This window comes from Pseudomonas sp. 2995-3 (assembly GCF_002742565.1).
GTDB classification, from domain to species: domain Bacteria; phylum Pseudomonadota; class Gammaproteobacteria; order Pseudomonadales; family Pseudomonadaceae; genus Aquipseudomonas; species Aquipseudomonas edaphica.
Genome location: NZ_LJSB01000157.1, coordinates 430,587 through 449,303, shown reverse-complemented (window position 1 = coordinate 449,303; position 18,717 = coordinate 430,587). Strand labels below are relative to the sequence as shown.

At 61.3% G+C, this 18,717-nt stretch carries 16 protein-coding genes; 1 reads left to right on the top strand and 15 read right to left on the bottom strand.

What is annotated here, in order from left to right; all coding sequences use genetic code 11:
- Window positions 1-14: 14 nt before the first annotated feature.
- The 13 genes from AOA62_RS09700 to AOA62_RS09640 all read right to left on the bottom strand — a co-directional run bounded on the left by AOA62_RS09700 (window position 15) and on the right by AOA62_RS09640 (window position 15,018).
- A complete protein-coding gene (locus AOA62_RS09700) occupies window positions 15-1,292 on the bottom strand; it encodes a flavohemoglobin expression-modulating QEGLA motif protein (protein ID WP_017137104.1) in 1,278 nt (425 codons plus the stop codon).
- 21 nt (window positions 1,293-1,313) lie between these two features.
- Window positions 1,314-1,874, bottom strand: coding sequence for a hypothetical protein (locus tag AOA62_RS09695; protein ID WP_099548539.1), 561 nt, complete (start codon window positions 1,872-1,874; stop codon window positions 1,314-1,316).
- A gap of 57 nt (window positions 1,875-1,931) precedes the next feature.
- The gene (locus tag AOA62_RS09690) at window positions 1,932-2,648 is read right to left on the bottom strand and encodes a TetR/AcrR family transcriptional regulator (protein ID WP_026013712.1); all 717 of its coding nucleotides are present in this window, start codon (window positions 2,646-2,648) and stop codon (window positions 1,932-1,934) included.
- Between the two features lie 162 nt (window positions 2,649-2,810).
- Window positions 2,811-4,313 carry a lysine--tRNA ligase gene (gene lysS, locus AOA62_RS09685; RefSeq protein ID WP_017137101.1) on the bottom strand — a complete coding sequence of 501 codons (1,503 nt, stop codon included), beginning with the start codon at window positions 4,311-4,313 and terminating at the stop codon, window positions 2,811-2,813.
- Between the two features lie 71 nt (window positions 4,314-4,384).
- Window positions 4,385-5,480 (bottom strand): peptide chain release factor 2 gene (prfB, locus tag AOA62_RS09680; protein ID WP_096236834.1). Its coding sequence is split into 2 segments (ribosomal slippage): window positions 4,385-5,407 and window positions 5,409-5,480, totalling 1,095 coding nucleotides; the frame shifts between segments, so codons are not numbered across the junction.
- 233 nt (window positions 5,481-5,713) lie between these two features.
- On the bottom strand, window positions 5,714-6,715 hold the full coding sequence (locus tag AOA62_RS09675; RefSeq protein WP_017137099.1) for a PleD family two-component system response regulator: 1,002 nt from the start codon (window positions 6,713-6,715) through the stop codon (window positions 5,714-5,716).
- A gap of 52 nt (window positions 6,716-6,767) precedes the next feature.
- Complete coding sequence (locus tag AOA62_RS09670; protein ID WP_017137098.1) at window positions 6,768-7,778, bottom strand: chemotaxis response regulator protein-glutamate methylesterase; 1,011 nt, start codon at window positions 7,776-7,778, stop codon at window positions 6,768-6,770.
- Window positions 7,775-10,057, bottom strand: a complete 2,283-nt coding sequence (locus AOA62_RS09665; RefSeq protein WP_017137097.1) for a hybrid sensor histidine kinase/response regulator — start codon at window positions 10,055-10,057, stop codon at window positions 7,775-7,777. The genes AOA62_RS09670 and AOA62_RS09665 overlap by 4 nt, the downstream gene beginning before the upstream one ends.
- Complete coding sequence (locus AOA62_RS09660; RefSeq protein WP_017137096.1) at window positions 10,054-10,755, bottom strand: chemotaxis protein CheW; 702 nt, start codon at window positions 10,753-10,755, stop codon at window positions 10,054-10,056. Before AOA62_RS09660 ends, AOA62_RS09665 begins: the two co-directional genes overlap by 4 nt.
- Entirely contained in the window at window positions 10,752-12,005 is a 1,254-nt protein-coding gene (locus tag AOA62_RS09655) for a protein-glutamate O-methyltransferase CheR (protein ID WP_017137095.1), read from the bottom strand. The genes AOA62_RS09660 and AOA62_RS09655 overlap by 4 nt, the downstream gene beginning before the upstream one ends.
- Window positions 12,002-12,514: a chemotaxis protein CheW gene (locus tag AOA62_RS09650; protein ID WP_017137094.1), complete on the bottom strand. Its 513-nt coding sequence runs from the start codon at window positions 12,512-12,514 to the stop codon at window positions 12,002-12,004. Before AOA62_RS09650 ends, AOA62_RS09655 begins: the two co-directional genes overlap by 4 nt.
- The gene (locus AOA62_RS09645; RefSeq protein WP_099548538.1) at window positions 12,514-14,136 is read right to left on the bottom strand and encodes a methyl-accepting chemotaxis protein; all 1,623 of its coding nucleotides are present in this window, start codon (window positions 14,134-14,136) and stop codon (window positions 12,514-12,516) included. The genes AOA62_RS09650 and AOA62_RS09645 overlap by 1 nt, the downstream gene beginning before the upstream one ends.
- A 171-nt stretch (window positions 14,137-14,307) precedes the next feature.
- A complete protein-coding gene (locus tag AOA62_RS09640; RefSeq protein ID WP_065928940.1) occupies window positions 14,308-15,018 on the bottom strand; it encodes a tellurite resistance TerB family protein in 711 nt (236 codons plus the stop codon).
- A 304-nt stretch (window positions 15,019-15,322) separates the two neighbouring features.
- Here AOA62_RS09640 and AOA62_RS09635 point away from each other — a divergent pair, with 304 nt between their 5' ends.
- Entirely contained in the window at window positions 15,323-16,948 is a 1,626-nt protein-coding gene (locus tag AOA62_RS09635; RefSeq protein WP_099548537.1) for a glucan biosynthesis protein D, read from the top strand.
- Window positions 16,949-17,065: 117 nt separating this feature from the next.
- Here AOA62_RS09635 and AOA62_RS09630 read toward each other — a convergent pair whose 3' ends face one another.
- Window positions 17,066-17,251, bottom strand: coding sequence for a hypothetical protein (locus tag AOA62_RS09630; protein WP_017137090.1), 186 nt, complete (start codon window positions 17,249-17,251; stop codon window positions 17,066-17,068).
- Window positions 17,252-17,586: 335 nt separating this feature from the next.
- Window positions 17,587-18,693 carry an NADH:flavin oxidoreductase/NADH oxidase gene (locus AOA62_RS09625; protein ID WP_017137089.1) on the bottom strand — a complete coding sequence of 369 codons (1,107 nt, stop codon included), beginning with the start codon at window positions 18,691-18,693 and terminating at the stop codon, window positions 17,587-17,589.
- Between the last annotated feature and the right edge of the window lie 24 nt (window positions 18,694-18,717).

The following is an 18,717-nucleotide window of genomic DNA, read 5'->3' as shown; positions in this document are numbered from 1 at the left end:
TGTCAGGGAAATCTCTACAGGATATTCGAGTAATCCGCCTCGATCCGGTCCAGGCTCAGGTGGTTGAGGAAGTTGGAGAAGCACATCCACGCCGCCAGGGCGTTCATGTCGCGAAACTGCTCGGGCAGGTACTTGGGTGGCACCACCAGGCCTTCGTCGACCAGTTGGCGCAAGGTGCGCATGTCTTCCAGGGTGGTCTTGCCGCAGAACAGCAGAGGCACTTGTTCCAACTTGCCTTTGCGCACGGCCAACTGGATGTAGTTGTAAACCATGATAAAGCCCTTGAGGTAGGACAAATCCTTGGTAAACGGCAGACCGGTCGGCGTCGAACCACGGAACACGCGGCTGGCATTGCCGTAGCTTTCGGCCATCTCAAAGCCTTGCTCGCGGAAGAACTCGAATACCTGCAGGAAGTCGGCGCCCTCTTCGACCATATGGATGGCACGGGTGCGGTTGGTCAGTTTGCGCAGGCGACTGGGGTAGGAGGCAAAGGTGATGATCTCCATCAGAATCGCCAGGCCTTCCTGGGTCACCGTTGACGAGGGCGGCCCTTTGGACAGAAAGGTGCAGATCGGCTGGTTCTGGCCATTGAGCGTGGTGCCGACGTGCACCAGGCCTTCGTGCACTTCCAGCGCGCGCACATCACGCTCGTTGAACATCGCGTCGGCGCGGATCTTGATGTAGTCGGCGCCCGCCGCCGCATCGGCGACGATACCGTCGGACTCGAAGACGCGGATGGTCTCTTCGGCCTCACCGAACACCTTATTCAAACGGGTTTGCAGCAAGGCCACGGCATGCTTGGCCGTGAGCGTCTTGGCTTCGTCCTTGAGGTCGCCACGGCCGTCGATCTGGTTGAGGTAGTCAGACATCATCAGGCCCAGGTCGGCCAGCGTCGGGTCACCGGCGTGGAACGCGTCCGAGGCGGCGCCGTAGAGTTCCTGGGAAATCAGGCCGAAGTCCTCGGTGCCCCGCGCTTCGAGCATGCGCACCACCATGCGGTACTCGCGGCACATGCGGCGCATGATCTGCCCCACCGGGCTGAACTGGCCGAGGCGGCGGGTGATGTCGCGCTCGATGTTCTGGAACTCCAGCTTCACCGCGCTGGAGTCAAACGACAGCGGCCGGCCCAGGTAGTAATCGCGGTCCACGGCCGGCATGGCCTTGCCCTTGGCCTTGAGAAACCCCTGGCGAATGTTCTCGTCCCACTTCACGGCGTCGAGGACGCGAATCGGTGTTTGTGCCAGCACAATGCGATCGGACAAGGTGCGTATCGTCTGCTGGTAATCGTCCACCCGGTGCTTCCTCTTTAAACGTTATTTGCCCGCGCGCCGGTAGCGCACGGCTTCAACGAACACATCGGCATTGGCCGGGTCATCCAGATAGGCAAATACCTGGTCCATGGGGCTGTCGACCCGCACGCCGTCACCTTCGACGGTTTCCACGGTGCTGCCGCGCAAAGCATTTTGGCCTATGGCTTGATGGATCTGCTCAAGGTCGAGGTTGTAGACCACCAATTCACGCGTTTTGTCGCCCTTACCTTCAAAGTCAAAACCGGCCAGGAAGTAATTGCCACCCAAGGCCGCCGGCAACGGCGCAGAAAGGTACCAGCGGTTGCCATGGCGCGACACCGTAAACAGGTACTCATCACGCTGGCCCGGCTTGGCTTTAGGGTAGCTCACGGCCTTGTAATGCTGCTGATCGACACGGGTGATCTGCAGATTCAACGGTTCGCCCCAGGCGTTTTTACTCGACCAGCGGCCGAGCAAGGCGTCGGGCGCGGCTTCACTGGCCGCCAGTGGGTCCTTGAAGGTGACCAGGCAACCGCTGAGCAGCAGGAAGGACAAGGCGATTGCAATGACACGCCAGGCTTTCATTGGGCACCCCATCAAGTGTGGGAGCTGGCTCCCACATAAAGCAGATTGCGCACGGGGCTAGACCGAGGCCAACACCAAATGCATGTAACGCTTGAGAATCTCAAGCATCTCTTCACCCGTCAGAGGCTCAGGGCCGCCGAGCAGGCCCTGATATTCCATCCGACCGATTATCGCCGTCAACACTCTGGCATCCTGTTGCGGCTCGCGGGAACCCAATACCTGGAAAAACTGCCCGGTGCCCTGCAACAGAATCTGCTGGTGCGAGCGCACCAGCTCAGCCAGGCGCGGGTTAAGCAAGGCTTCCTGGCGAAAGGCCTGTTCGGCCATCAAGTGTTCGCGGCGATTGGTCAGTTGGCGCATCACGTAGTCGGCGGTCAGCCGTGCAATGTCATCGGCCAGTTGTGAGCGTGACTGCGGGCTGCCATCGCCATAGGCGACCATCTCGCGCAGCAGGCCTTCATTGCGCACCCACAGCTTGCCCATGAAGGCAGCGCTGCGCTCCACGTATTGGGCGAAGGTATCGGTGAGCAGGTCATCAATGTCCTTGAAGTAATAGGTGGTGGCCGACAACGGCACGCCGGCCTCTGCTGCCACCGCGCGATGGCGCACACCGCGTACCCCATCACGCACGACGATGCGCATGGCCGCATCGAGAATGTCTTGCCGGCGTTGCTCGCTGCCTCGACGGCTGGCCTTGCGGCCCTGGTACTGGACACTATCAGCCACGGCAGCAGCAATGCCGGCGGCGCCTTCTTGAGCCATTACGCGGTTCACGACAGATCTTCCTTTAATGAGTTATGCGGAGCGTCACGGGCTGCATTCCTGTGCAGAGCGTGGGAACGCTCAGCGCGTGCCTCTTGGCGCCGTTCTGCTGACGGCTGAATTCGTCACACAAAAAAGCCGCCTTATAAAAGGCGGCTTCGGATTTCGCTACGGTTACGCTTGTGGCCGCATGTGCGGGAACAAGATCACATCGCGGATCGACGGCGAGTTGGTCAACAACATCACCAACCGGTCGATACCGATACCTTCACCGGCGGTCGGCGGCATGCCGTATTCCAGGGCGCGAACGAAGTCGGCGTCGTAGTGCATCGCCTCGTCGTCACCGGCGTCCTTGTCGGCCACCTGGGCCATGAAGCGTTCGGCCTGGTCTTCTGCATCATTAAGCTCGGAGTAGGCGTTGGCGATTTCGCGGCCGCCAATGAACAGCTCGAAACGGTCGGTGACGTTCGGGTTGTCATCGTTGCGACGTGCCAGCGGCGACACTTCGAACGGGTACTGGGTAATGAAGTGCGGCTGTTCCAGCTTGTGCTCCACCAGCTCTTCGAAAATCATCACCTGCAGTTTGCCCAGGCCTTCGAAGCCCAGCACCTTGGCGCCAGCTTTCTTGGCGATGGCGCGGGCCTTGTCGATGTCGGTCAGGTCGTCAGCGGTCAGCTCAGGGTTGTACTTGAGGATCGAGTCGAACACCGACAGACGCACGAACGGCTCGCCGAAGTGGAACACCTTGTCGCCGTACGGCACGTCAGTGCTGCCCAGTACCAGTTGCGCCAGCTCGCGGAAGAGTTCTTCGGTGAGGTCCATGTTGTCTTCGTAGTCGGCGTAGGCCTGGTAGAACTCCAACATGGTGAATTCAGGGTTGTGACGGGTCGAGACGCCTTCGTTACGGAAGTTGCGGTTGATCTCGAACACTTTCTCGAAGCCGCCAACCACCAGGCGCTTGAGGTACAGCTCCGGCGCGATACGCAGGAACATTTCCAGGTCCAGCGCGTTGTGGTGAGTCTCGAACGGTTTGGCTGCGGCACCACCGGGGATGGTTTGCAGCATCGGCGTTTCCACTTCGAGGAAGTCACGCGCCATCAGGAAGCTGCGGATGTGCGCAATCACTTGCGAACGCACGCGGAAGGTCTGGCGCACGTCTTCGTTGACGATCAGGTCGACGTAGCGCTGGCGATAGCGCTGCTCGGTGTCGGTCAGGCCGTGGTGCTTGTCCGGCAGCGGGCGCAGCGACTTGGTCAGCAGGCGCACGCTGGTCATTTCAACGTAAAGGTCGCCCTTGCCGGAACGCGCCAGGGTGCCTTCGGCGGCAATGATGTCGCCCATGTCCCAGGTTTTCACCGAGGCCAGGGTTTCTTCAGGCAGGGTTTTACGGTTGACGTACACCTGAATGCGACCGGTCATGTCCTGGATCACCATGAACGAGCCACGGTTAAGCATGATGCGACCCGCCACCTTGACCGGGATTGCAGCCTCTGCCAGCTCTTCCTTGGTCTTGTCCGCGTACTGTTTCTGCAAGGCATCGCAGTAGTTGTCACGGCGAAAGTCGTTCGGGAAGGCATTACCCTTGGCGCGCTCGGCAGCAAGCTTTTCCTTGCGCAGGGCGATCAGGGAGTTTTCTTCCTGTTGCAGGGCTTGCGGGTCGAGTTGTTGGTCGCTCATGTCTTTTGAAATTCCATCACAGGTTCGTTGCCCCCACCGGTGGCAGGGGACTTAAGGTCTTGGCTGACGGTTTACAGCCCCGATTTCAAGCTGGCTTCCAGGTATTCGTCGATATCACCGTCGAGCACCTTGTCGCAATCGCTGCGTTCGATGTTAGTGCGCAGATCCTTGATCCGCGATGCATCAAGCACATACGAACGGATCTGGTGGCCCCAGCCGATATCCGACTTGGTGTCTTCCAGCGCCTGGGAAGCGGCGTTGCGCTTCTGCATTTCCTGCTCGTACAACTTGGCCCGCAGCATTTTCATGGCGGTGTCCTTGTTGGCGTGCTGGGAACGTTCGTTCTGGCAGCTGACCACGGTGTTGGTCGGTACGTGGGTAATACGCACGGCCGAGTCGGTGGTGTTTACGTGCTGGCCACCGGCACCGGAGGAGCGGTAGGTGTCGATCCGCAGGTCGGCCGGGTTGATCTCGATTTCCACCTTGTCGTCGATCTCTGGCGAGACGAAAACGGCGGAGAACGAGGTATGGCGGCGGTTGCCGGAGTCGAACGGGCTCTTGCGCACCAGGCGGTGTACGCCGATCTCGGTCCGCAGCCAGCCAAAGGCGTATTCGCCCTTGATGTGCACGGTCGCGCCTTTGATACCGGCGACTTCACCGGCCGACAGTTCCATGATGGTGGCGTCGAAACCGCGTTTATCCGCCCAGCGCAGGTACATGCGCAGCAGGATGTTGGCCCAGTCCTGGGCCTCGGTGCCGCCGGAACCGGCCTGGATGTCCAGGTAGGCGTTGTTCGGGTCCATTTCGTGGCTGAACATGCGGCGGAATTCAAGCTTGGCGAGGTTTTCCTCGAGACGGGCCAGCTCGGCGACGACATCGCCCACTGCGCCTTCGTCGTTTTCTTCGACGGCCATGTCCAGCAGGTCGCGGCAATCGCCCAGACCGGTGTTCAACTCGTCGAGGGTGTCGACGATCTGCGCCAGCGCAGCACGCTCGCGGCCCAGTTCCTGGGCGTATTCAGGTTTGTTCCAGACAGCCGGATCTTCAAGCTCGCGATTGACTTCGGTCAGACGCTCATGCTTTTGATCGTAGTCAAAGATACCCCCGAATAGTTTCGGAGCGCTCGGACAGGTCCTTGATGGTGTTAAGGATCGGGTTGATTTCCATGGCGGGCAGCACTCGTTGGCGAACTTTTGAAAGCCGACGAGTATAACGACAAACCGGCGCTAACGGCAGCCCGCTTGGCGAAAAGGCGGGGTTGTTGACGATCTCCAGAACGATTGAGATCAAATGTGGGAGCTGGCTTGCCTGCGATAGCGGTGTATCAGGTACAGATGTGGTAACTGACAGGCCGCTATCGCAGGCAAGCCAGCTCCCACAAGGGTTCGGCGGTGTTCTGCTTACTCGATACCGACCTGATTGCGCCCGTTATGCTTGGCCGTGTACAACCCCTTGTCCGCCGCCATGATCAACTGCCGACAATCCGTACCCTGCAACGGCGTCATGGTCGACAGGCCGATGCTGATAGTCAGGCTCGCCCCTTCTGCCGGGGCAATGTGCGGGATCTTCAGCCCCGCAACCGCCATGCGCAGCTTCTCGGCCACCAGGCGCGCACCGCCCGGCGAAGTATTGGGCAGCACCAACGCAAACTCTTCACCGCCGTACCGCGCCGGCAAGTCCGAAGGTCGGCTGCTGGCTTCACGGATGCTCGCGGCGACTTTGCGCAGGGCTTCATCACCTTCGACGTGGCCAAAGCTGTCGTTGTAGGTCTTGAAGAAGTCCACATCGATCATCAACAACGACAGCTGGGTCTGGTCACGCATGGCACGGCGCCATTCCAGCTCCAGGTATTCGTCAAAGTGGCGGCGGTTGGACAGCCCGGTGAGGCCATCGGAGTTCATCAGCCGCTGCAGCACCAGGTTAGTGTCCAGCAATTGCTGCTGGCTCACACGCAGCGCGCGATAAGCCGCATCGCGCTGCAACAGCGTCATATACGAGCGCGAGTGATAGCGAATGCGCGCCACCAGCTCGATGTTATCCGGCAGCTTGACCAGGTAATCATTGGCCCCGGCCGAAAACGCCGCGCTTTTGATCAGCGGGTCTTCCTTGGTCGAAAGCACGATGATCGGGATATTCGCCGTGGCCGGGTGGTTGCGGTATTCGCGCACCAGTGTCAGGCCATCAAGACCGGGCATCACCAGGTCTTGCAGGATCACCGTCGGTTTGATGCGGATCGCCTGGGCAATCGCCTGATGCGGGTCGGCGCAAAAGTGAAAGTCGATGTTTTCTTCGTGAGCCAGGCCGCGCCGCACAGCTTCGCCGATCATGGCCTGGTCGTCGACCAGCAACACCATGGCAGCGTTTTCGTCGGTCTTGATGTCGTCGATCTGTAAATCATTCATGTGCAGTCACCTGAATTACTTTCCTGCAAGCCGGCACTGCGAGAGGTCTTGATCATTTTGCAAATACCTCCAGCAATCGGGGCGCAATTCTGTCCAGTGGGCGGATTTCAACAGCAGCATCAATCGCCGCCGCCGCTTTTGGCATGCCATACACCGCACAGCTCTGCTGATCCTGGGCGATGGTCAAATAGCCTTGTTCACGCAGTATCTTGAGGCCCTGAGCCCCGTCGCGCCCCATGCCGGTGAGCAGTACGCCGACGGCATCACCATTCCAGTGGCTGGCGACGCTTTCGAAGAACACGTCGATGGAAGGCCGGTAAATCTCGTTCACAGGCTCCGCGGTATAGGCTAGCGTGCCATTTTTCAACAGGCGAATGTGGTGGTTGGTGCCAGCCAGCAGCACCACGCCGTTTTGAGGCGGTTCGCCCTCGCGTGCCAGGCGCACCGGCAGGCCGGAGGCGCTGCTCAGCCATTCGGCCATGCCGGCGGCAAACACCTGGTCCACATGCTGCACCAGCACAATGGCGGCGGGAAAGTCACGGGGCAAACCCTTGAGCAGGATTTCCAGGGCGGCCGGGCCGCCCGCAGAGGAACCAATCGCCACCAGCCTCTGACGTTTGCCAGTGGTGCGCGCTGGCGCGGTTTCGGCGCGTACACGACTGCCACGCTGGCCGATCAGCCAGCCAATATTGAGGATTTTGCGCAGCAACGGCGCCGCCGCATCCTTGGGGTTGCCCACGCCCAGCGCCGGGGTGTCCACCACATCCAGGGCGCCATGGCCCATGGCTTCGAACACGCGACTCATATTCGCCTGGCGGTCGACGGTCACCAGCAGAATAGCGCATGGGGTCTCGGCCATGATCTGCCGCGTGGCCTCCACGCCGTCCATCACCGGCATGATCAAGTCCATCAGGATCAGGTCCGGGGTCAATTCGGCGCAGCGCTGCACAGCTTCCAGGCCATTGCTGGCCACCCACACAACCTCGTGGGCCGGCTCTAAACTCAACGCGCGGCGCAAGGCCTCTACCGCCAGGGGCATGTCATTGACGATCGCAATCCTCATGCCCGGGCGCCTCCAATCAGCTCCATCACGGCATCCAGCAACGCATCATCATGGAAACTGGCCTTAGCTAGATAATAGTCGGCGCCGGCGTCCAGTCCACGGCGCCGGTCTTCTTCGCGATCCTTGTACGACACCACCATCACCGGCAACGATTGCAGGCGACTATCACGGCGCAAGAGTGTGACCAATTCGATCCCGTCCATACGAGGCATATCAATGTCAGTGATCAGCAGGTCGAAGTCTTCGGAGCGCAGCGCGTTCCAGCCATCCATGCCATCGACCGCGACCGCCACTTCATAACCACGATTAAGCAACAATTTGCGTTGCAGCTCACGCACGGTGAGCGAATCGTCCACCACCAGCACGCGTTTGCGCGGTGCTTCGGTCGCCTGCTGGCTGCGCCGTGCGATGCGTTCCAGGCGCCCGGTGTTAAGCAATTTATCCACCGAACGCAGCATGTCTTCGACGTCGACGATCAACACCACCGAGCCGTCATCCAGCAAAGCACCGGCGGAAATATCCTGGACCTTGCCCAGGCGGTCATCCAGCGGCAATACCACCAGGGTGCGCTCACCGATAAAACGCTCCACCGCAATGCCATACACCGCATCGCGCTCGCGGATGACCACCACCTTCAAGGTTTCGTCATTGCTCTGCCCCGGCGGGCGCTGCAGCAATTGGCTGGCGGCCACCAGACCGACATGCCGGCCTTCGTGCCAGAAATGCTGGCGCCCTTCCAGTTGCACAATGTCATTCGGCGCCAGGTCGCACATGCGTTCGATGTGCGCCAGCGGGAAGGCATAGGCTTCCTCGCCGACCTCCACCACCAGGCTGCGCACCACCGACAGGGTCAACGGCACTTCCAGGTGGAAGCGGCTGCCCTGCCCCGCCGTCTGCTCCAGCACCACGGCGCCACGCAGTTGGCGGACCATGTGCTGCACCGCATCCAGGCCGACGCCGCGCCCGGACACTTCGGTGACCTTGTCGCGCAGGCTGAAACCCGGCAGGAACAGGAAAGTCAGCAGCTCTTCTTCACTCAAGCGCAGCGCGGTTTCCAGTGGTGACAGGTGCCGGTCGACGATGGTGCCACGTAGACGCTCCAGGTCGACGCCATTGCCGTCGTCGCTTAACTCCAGCACCAGCAAACCGGCTTGATGGGAGGCGCGCAGGCGGATCAGGCCTTCGGCGGGTTTGCCCGCCAACACCCGCTGCTCGGGCATTTCGATGCCGTGGTCGACGGCATTGCGCAATAAATGCGTGAGCGGCGCTTCGAGTTTTTCCAGTACGTCGCGGTCGACCTGGGTCTTTTCACCCTCGATCTCCAGGCGCACCTGCTTGCCGAGGCTGCGGCCAAGGTCACGCACCATGCGCACCTGGCCGGCGAGCACATCGGCAAACGGTCGCATGCGGCAGGCCAGCGCGGTGTCATAAAGCACCTGGGCACGCTGGCCGGCCTGCCAGCCGAACTCATCCAGCTCGGCGGTTTTATCCGCCAGCAACGCCTGGGCTTCACTCAACAGGCGGCGCGTGTCGGCCAGGGCTTCCTGGGCTTCCAGGCTCAAGTTCATGGCCTTGAGTTGGCCATCGAGCGTGTCCAAGGCGCGCGCGCTGTTGCTTTGAATGCGCTTGAGGCGCTGCAGGCTCACCAGGTAAGGCTTGAGCCGCTGGGTCTCCACCAAAGACTTGCTCGACAGGTCGAGCAGGCTGTTCAAGCGCTCGGCGGTGACACGCAGCACGCGCTCCCCGCCTTCGGTCAGGCGTTTGTTCGGGCGCGGCAGGTCAGTGCTGACCGGCGGCACAGGCTCTGGCTCAGGCTCCGGCGGCAACGCTTCAATCACCGGCGCAGGTTCGGGAGCGGCGGGGGCTGGTGTGGCGTTGACAATCGGCTGCGACGGATCCAGCAGGCGTTCCATCAGCGCTACATAGCCTTGAATGTCCGCTGGCCCGACATTATTGCCCGGCGTGGCGATGCGCATCAGCAGGTCGGTGCCCTGCAGCAAGGCGTCGATATGCTCAGGTTGCAGGTACAGGCGGTTTTCCTGGGCGCTGACCAGGCAGTCCTCCATCACATGGGCCACGCTGACCCCGGCGTCCACGCCGACAATCCGCGCCGCGCCCTTGAGCGAGTGCGCGGCGCGCATGCATGCCTCAAGCTGGTCAGCCTGGGTGGGGTTGCGTTCCAGGGCCAGCAGGCCCGCGCTCAACACCTGGGTCTGCGCATCGGCTTCCAGGCTGAACAGCTCCAGCAGCGAGGCATCGCGCATCTGGTCGGGGGTCATGTGAGGCTCCGGGTCACGGCAGACAACAATTGCGCCTCGTCCAGCCAACGCAGGCTGCGGCCTTTCCACTGCAACACGCCTTGGGTAAAGCGCGCGCTGGCCTGGGTGCCGGAAGCCGACGCGGCCTTCAAGGTGCGCTCATCGATGGCATGGATGCCGTCGACTTCATCCACCGGTACCACCACCGGGCCGTCCTGGGCAGCAATAATCAACATGCGCGGCATCACTCGCGCGCCGGTAGCGCCTGTGCTGGCCGGGTCCAGCCCCAGCAGTTCCACCAGTGACAGGCACGCCACCAGCGCACCGCGCACATTCGCAACGCCCAGTAATGCGCGGGAACGTTGGTGCGGCAGCGAGTGAATCGGCTGCAGTGGCGCCACCTCCACCAGGCATCGCGTGGCAATGCCCAGCCACTCTTCACCCAGACGAAACATCAGGATCGAACGGGTGACGATGTCTTCGTCAACTTCCGCGGCTGCATACGCCTGTCGGTCGTCCTGCTGCAACGCATAACGGTCAAGCAGGCGCGTGGCGGCGGCGGAATACACCGAGCAGTTGCGGCAGTGGATATGTTCGGCGAGCAACGGGCAGGACTTGTCGCCATGGATGCCGATGCGGTTCCAGCAGTCGTCGATGGCTTGGGTGTCGGCCAGGGTCAGGTCCAGACCTGCGGTGTCGAGCGCATCAAGGTTATTCATCGTTTGGACTCACTGTCTGCACGCTCGCTACGCGCGGCGCGCGCCTGCAAGCGACGCGCGCCCGCACTGTCACCCTGGGACTCGAGCAATGCGGCCAAGTGCATCAAGGCCTGCGGGTGCTGCGGTTCCAGGTACAAGGCTTTGCGGTAATAACCCTGGGCTTCCAGGGCGCTGCCGGCCACGTCGCTGAGCAGCCCCAGCCAGTAAAACACCTGGGCTGCCGGCGGGTGGTTACTCAAATACTGTTCACACGCGGCACGGGCCTCAGCACTTTTGCCTTCGTTAGCCAACGTAGCGATGCGGCTGAGCAAATCGCCCGCATCGCTGTGCGGCGCCTTGATCGGCACCACTTGGGCACTCGCGGTGCTGAACGGGCGCGGCTTGGCAGGAATCGGTGCCGCGCTGCGCTGGGGGATGGGCAGGGGCACAAATACCGGTTCAGGCTTGACCGGCTCGGTATGCCGACTGAATGCAAAGGATTGCGGCACGCCAATCGAGCGCATGCCATGGCGCCCCAGCAGGCTGCCCTCGGCGGGGCCGATAAACAGCACGCCGTCCTCATGGGTCAGGCTCTTGAGCACATCGAACACTTGCTTCTGGGTGGGCTGGTCGAAGTAGATCAGCAGGTTGCGGCAGAACACAAAATCGTAGGTGGGCTCATTGGCCAGCAACGCCGGGTCGAGCAAATTGCCGACTTGCAGACGCACTTGTTCGCGCACCCGCTCGGCAATGTGGTAACCATCGGGCTGTTCGCTGAAGTGACGCTCGCGAAACTCGATATCGCCGCCGCGAAAGGAGTTCTTGCCATACACCCCACGCTTGGCGCGCTCCACCGACAGCGGGCTGACGTCCAGCCCCAATACTTTGAACTGGTGCGGCGCCAGCCCGGCATCGAGCAAGGCCATGGCAATCGAATAAGGCTCCTCGCCCGTGGAACACGGTAGGCTGAGAATGCGCAGGGCGCGCATCTGCTTGATCGCCGCCAGGCGCTCCCTGGCCAAGCGCGCCAAGGTGGCAAAGGACTCGGGATAGCGGAAAAACCAGGTCTCGGGAACGATCACCGCTTCGATCAGCGCCTGCTGCTCATCCTGCGAACTCTGCAAATGCTGCCAGTAATCCTGCACGGTCTGCGCCTGCACGGCCTGGCTGCGCTGGCGCACCGCACGCTCAATGATCGCTTCGCCCACCGAGGCGACGTCCAAACCAATGCGGTCCTTCAAGAAGGCAAAAAAGCGTGGGTCGTTGCTCATAAGCTTAGCTCGCTGGCAAACAGCAAGGCGCGCACGTCGTCGGTGAGCAAGTCGGCCACGCCGATCCACTGCATCAAACCCAACGCATCTTCACGCACCGGCCCCAGGTACGGCGCCTCGCGGTTATCCAGCCCATAAGGCTGGAACTCGGCCGGGTCGCAACGCAGGGTGTCGGTGGCCTGCTCCAGGACCAACCCCAGCCAGCGTGGCTCGATCCAAGGTTGCGGCTGGTAATTGACCAGCACCAGCCGTGTGCTGGTGCGGGCCTGGGCCGGTTTGCCGAAGGTCAACGCACACAGGTCGACAACCGGCACCAGCGCGCCACGATGGGCAAAGATCCCCGCCACCCACAGCGGTGCATGGGCGATGGGTTTGAGTGGCAGGCGCGGCAGCACCTCGGCCACCTCCGTGGCCTTGAGGGCATAACGTTCGCCGCCGATGTGGAACACCAGAAACAACGCCTTTTTCGCTGCCGGGACGACGCCGCGTTTAGCCGCAAGGTCGCTCATCAGACTTTGAAACGCGACACGCCGCTGCGCAGACCGACCGCAACCTGGCTCAGTTCATCAATGGCAAAACTGGCCTGGCGCAGGGATTCCACGGTCTGGCTGCTGGCATCGCCCAGTTGCACCAGCGCATGGTTGATCTGTTCGGCGCCGGTGGCCTGGGCCTGCATGCCTTCGTTGACCATCAATACCCGCGGCGCCAAGGCCTGTACCTGATGGATGATCTGCGACAGCTGTTCGCCCACTTGCTGCACTTCGAACATGCCGCGACGCACTTCTTCGGAGAACTTGTCCATGCCCATCACGCCCGCTGACACTGCCGACTGGATCTCGCGCACCATCTGCTCGATGTCGTAGGTGGCCACGGCGGTCTGGTCGGCCAGACGGCGCACTTCGGTGGCCACCACGGCAAACCCGCGTCCGTACTCGCCAGCCTTCTCGGCTTCAATGGCGGCGTTGAGCGACAGCAGGTTGGTCTGGTCGGCCACCTTGACGATGGTCACCACCACTTGGTTGATGTTGCCGGCCTTCTCATTGAGGATCGCCAGCTTGGCGTTCACAAGGTCAGCGGCGCCCATCACCGAGTGCATGGTTTCTTCCATACGCGCCAGGCCTTGCTGGCCGGAGCCGGCAGCGACCGACGCCTGGTCGGCGGCGGTGGACACTTCGGTCATGGTGCGCACCAAGTCCTTGGACGTGGCGGCAATTTCCCGTGATGTCGCGCCGATCTCGGTGGTAGTGGCCGCCGTTTCGGTGGCCGTGGCCTGTTGTTGCTTGGAGGTGGCGGCAATCTCGGTCACCGAGGTAGTCACCTGCACCGACGAACGCTGGGCCTGGGAAACCAGGGCGGTCAGCTCGGTCATCATGTCGTTGAAGCCGGTTTCGACAGCGCCGAATTCGTCCTTGCGCTCAAGGTTCAAGCGCTTGCTCAGGTCGCCCGTGCGCATGGTTTCGAGGATTTCGACGATGCGATTCATCGGCGCCATGATCGCGCGCATCAGCAGCAGGCCGCACAGGCCCGCTGCGAGAATGGCCACGACCAACGATACGAACATGCTGACTTTGGCGGCGGCCACCGCTTCATCGATGGCGGCGGTGGCGTTATCGGCGACCTGTTTGTTTTCATTGATAATGTCATTGAGCTTCATGCGGCCTGCGGTCCAGGCGGGCGTGAGTTGCTCGTCGAACAGCTTTTGCGCCTCAACGCCGTTGTTAGCCTGATGGGCGTCCAGTACCAGGGCAAGAATCTTGTTGTAGTTCTGGTGGAGCTTTTCGAAGGCGTCGAACTCAGTGCGATCCTGATCAATATTGATCGTGCTCGCGTAACTGGCCATGTGCTGTTCCAAACGTGCCTCAAACGACTTGTAGTCCTGTTTGTCGGCTTCCGAGATGCCCTGACTTCGGTGGGCACCGACCAATTCCTGGGTTTGCAGGTAGCTGTCGACCCAGGCGCTGCGGATCATCGAACTGAAAAATACCCCGGGTACGGCGTCATCCCGGACCGAGTTTTCGCTGACTTCAATCTTCAGCAGGCGCGAATACGAGACCACGACCATCAACAGCATGATCGCGATAATTACCGCAAAGCTCGCCAAAATCCTTTGGCGCAAGGTCCAGTTCTTCACAGTAATTCCTCGAAGGGCCGATCAAATGCCGAGGAGTATAGCTGAGCGGGTGCCCGCATTTATCAACAGGTTTTGATGTCGCGCTCACAGAACGCAAAAACACTGTGCAGGTGACGCAGAGCGTCACGGGCTGCGCTCCCACGCAGAGCGTGGGAGCGATCATTCAGGAGGTCAGAGCGTGGCTTGGCGTACCTGTTTTTCCAGCTCGGCCTTTAAGCCGGGTTCAAGTTTGAGCTGGCGCGCAAGCTCGTCCAGGTAAGCTTTTTCCATGAAGTTCTCTTCGTCCACCAGCATCACGCTGGCGATGTACATCTCGGCAGCCATTTCCGGAGTGCTCGCTGCGCGCGCCACATCAGCGGGATCCAGAGGCTTGTTCAGCTCGGCGTGCAGCCAGCTTTGCAGTTCACGGTCGTTATCCAGCTTGGTGAATTCGCCTTCAATCAAAGCGCGCTCTCGCTCGTCTACATGCCCGTCGGCTTTGGCGGCGGCGACCAGCGCCTTGAGAATGCCCTGACTGTGTTGTTCGACCTGGGCCGGCGGCAGGCGGTCGATGGTTTGCGGCTCGCCTTGGGGTGCGCCGGCCTGCTGCGCCTGCCAGTTGCCGTAAGCCTTGTAGGCGATCACTCCGAGTGCTGCCAGCCCGCCATAGGTGAGCGCCTTGCCACCGAACTTGCGCGCCTTCTTGTTACCCAGCAGCAGCCCCATCGCGCCCGCCGCCAGGGCACCGCCACCCGCACCGCCAAGCAAACTGCCGAGCCCACCGCCGCCGAGCAAGCCGCCAAGGGCGCTTTTGTCGTCCGATTTGCGTTGCCCGCCCGCCTTGTTTTGCAACATGTCCTGGCCGGATTTGAGCAACTGATCGAGCAATCCACGGGTATTCATGCGTAGCCTCCAGACACTTGGGTTCGTAGGACCAATAGGCTCCCAGCGTAAAACTAAGTGCCAAAAAGCCGCGATCTAGAGTGCTTCCAGATGTAACGCCGGCAGCGCGTATTTGAAACGTCTTGTTTCACATGCAACGCCATCACCCCGCCATCAATCAATTTTCCTTCTGCATCGAACCGCTTAAGCTATCCGGCGTCTGTTTATTGTCCGTTGCGTTTGGTCGAAGGCATGTCCGAACCGTTATTTATGATCCGTTACGTGCCAGGAACGGCGCGGGATTTGCTCACGACAGGTTGTCTCTATGCACCGCAGGAATTTGCTCAAAGCGTCCATGGCCATTGCGGCTTACACCGGCTTGTCGGCCAGTGGCCTGTTGGCCGCGCAGGCTTGGGCGGGAAACCGTGCCGCCGATGGCAAGGCTGTAGCGTTTGACTTCGAATCGCTCAAGGCCCAGGCCAGGCAGCTCGCCGCCACCGCGTATAAAGACACCAAACAGGTGCTGCCGCCGACCCTCGCAACCATGACCCCGCAGAACTTCAATGCCATCGGCTACGACGGCAACCATTCGCTGTGGAAGGAGCTGAACGGCCAGCTCGACGTGCAATTTTTCCACGTCGGCATGGGCTTCAAGACGCCAGTACGCATGCACAGCGTCGACCCCAAGACCCGCGAAGCCCGCGAGGTGCATTTCCGCCCGTCGCTGTTCAACTATGCCAAGACCACGGTGGACACCAAGCAGCTGACCGGCGACCTGGGTTTCTCCGGTTTCAAGCTGTTCAAGGCGCCGGAACTGGATCGCCATGACGTGCTGTCGTTTCTCGGCGCCAGCTACTTCCGTGCGGTAGACGCAACCGGCCAGTACGGCCTCTCCGCACGCGGCCTGGCGATTGATACCTACGCGAAAAAACGCGAGGAATTCCCCGACTTCACGCAATTCTGGTTCGAAACCCCGAGCAAGGACGCCACGCGTTTTGTGGTCTACGCCCTGCTCGACTCGCCAAGCGCCACCGGCGCCTATCGCTTTGACATCGACTGCCAGGCCAGCCAGGTGGTCATGGCCATCGACGCGCACATCAATGCGCGCACCGCCATCGAGCAACTGGGCATCGCGCCGATGACCAGCATGTTCAGCTGCGGTACCCATGAACGCCGGATGTGCGACACCATCCACCCGCAAATCCACGACTCGGACCGTTTGGCCATGTGGCGTGGCAACGGCGAGTGGATCTGCCGTCCACTGAACAACCCGGCCAAGCTGCAGTTCAACGCTTTTGCCGACACCGACCCGAAAGGTTTCGGCCTGGTACAGACCGACCATGAGTTCGCCAGCTACCAGGACACTGTGGACTGGTACAGCAAGCGCCCTAGCCTGTGGGTGGAACCCACCACCGCCTGGGGCGAAGGCTCGATCGACCTGCTGGAAATCCCCACCACCGGCGAAACCCTGGACAACATCGTGGCCTTCTGGACCCCAAAAAAGCCCGTGGCCGCAGGCGAATCACTCAACTATGGCTACAAGCTGTACTGGAGCGCGCTGCCGCCGGTGAGCACACCGCTGGCGCAAGTGGATGCCACCCGTTCAGGCATGGGCGGTTTTACCGAAGGCTGGGCACCGGGCGAGCATTACCCCGAAGTGTGGGCGCGCCGCTTTGCCGTGGATTTCAAGGGCGGTGGTCTGGATCGCCTGCCGGCCGGCACCGGGATCGAGCCGGTGGTGACCTGCTCCCACGGGGAAGTCAAAGACTTCAGTGTGCTGGTGCTGGACAACATCAAGGGCTATCGCATTCTGTTCGATTGGTACCCGACCAGCGACAGTGTGGAACCGGTTGAACTGCGGCTGTTTATCCGCACCCAGGACCGCACCTTGAGTGAAACCTGGCTGTATCAGTACTTCCCGCCGGCACCGGACCAGCGTAAGTACAGCTGATACGCGCCAACAGAGCGCTCCCACGCTCCCGCGTGGGAGCGCATCCCGTGGTGATAGCAGGACGCGGAGCGTCCTGGGCTGCATTCCCACGCAGAGCGTGGGAACGAGCTTATGCCGTTAAAACCGCGACACGCTCTTCATTGCGCCAATCAAGTAGCGCATCGCCACCTGATCGTTTTCGGTCAGGGCGCGATACTGCGCCAGCAACTCCACCTCATCCGAACTCAACCTTCGCCCCCGCAAGGACATCCGGCGACTCCAAAAAGACGCCACCGCACCCGCTACGCCATAAGACTTGGTCATGGACCGTTACTCCTGATATCAGTCAATTACTCCTGGTGCCCATTCCCTACGCTCATGAAGCGCAATGGCTTCAAGGACAAACAGCCTGACTCCCTGGGCCAGAAATCACACTTACCCTAAGCGTAGAAACAATCTCGTCACGTGTGGGATTTTTTTAGAGTATTCACTTAAAAAATTACTTCGGTAACAAATACCTACAACCCTTTCTCACGCAGCGACCGCTAAAGGTGGATATCGAGAAGCTCTTGCGCATCAGCTGCGGATCAGGCATGCGTTAAACGCGGGCAACAAAAAACCCACCGAGTCGGGTGGGTTTATTGCAGGCAGACGCGGGTTCAATCCCTCAGGTCAGACTCGTGAATCGGCTGATCACGGTGAGTCGCCCGCTGGTACTGCGCGGGCCAGATGGCTTTGCGCCCACCCAAGTCATCGTCGGCATGCAGCGGCCAGTAAGGGTCACGCAACAGCTCACGGGCGAGGAAGATGATGTCGGCCTGGCAGGTGCGCAGTATGTGTTCAGCCTGGGCCGGTTCGGTAATCATACCCACCGTGCCGGTGGCGATACCCGACTCTTTGCGCACGCGCTCGGCAAACCGCGTCTGGTAGCCCGGGCCGGTGGGAATCTCGGCGTTGGCGGCGGTGCCACCGGAGGACACGTCGATCAGGTCCACGCCGAGTTCTTTGAGGCGGCGCGCCAGCTCTACGGTTTCATCGGGGTTCCAGCCGTCTTCGACCCAATCGGTGGCCGATACCCGCACAAACAGCGGCAGCTCCTGGGGCCAGACGGCGCGCACGGCGGTGGTCACTTCGAGCACCAGGCGGATACGGTTTTCAAACGAGCCGCCGTAGTGGTCCTGGCGCTGGTTGCTGATCGGCGAGAGGAATTGATGCAACAGGTAACCGTGGGCAGCGTGGATCTCCACCACTTCGAAACCGGCGGTCAGCGCGCGTTTGGCGGCGGCGACAAAGTCGGCAATCACCTGCTGGATCTGCCCTTCATCCAGTGGCCTGGGTTGCGTGTGGTTCGGGTCAAAGGCAATCGGCGAAGGGCCCACCGGCACCCAGCCGCCCTCCTCCGGCTTGACGCTGCCGTGCTTGCCGATCCACGGCCGATGGGTGCTGGCCTTGCGCCCGGCATGTGCCAGCTGGATGCCCGCCACCGCGCCTTGAGCAGCAATAAAGCGGGTGATGCGCTGCAGCGGTTCGATCTGCGCGTCGTTCCACAGGCCCAGGTCCTGGGCGGTGATGCGGCCATCGGCGGTGACGGCGGTGGCTTCGGTAAAAATCAGCCCGGCACCACCGACGGCGCGGCTGCCCAGGTGCACCAGGTGCCAGTCATTGGCCAGGCCATCGTCGGACGAGTATTGGCACATCGGCGAGACGGCGATGCGGTTGAGCAAGGTCAATTGACGGAGGGTGTAGGGTTCGAGCAGCTGACTCATGGCGCACCTCTTCTGGGTTCTGTG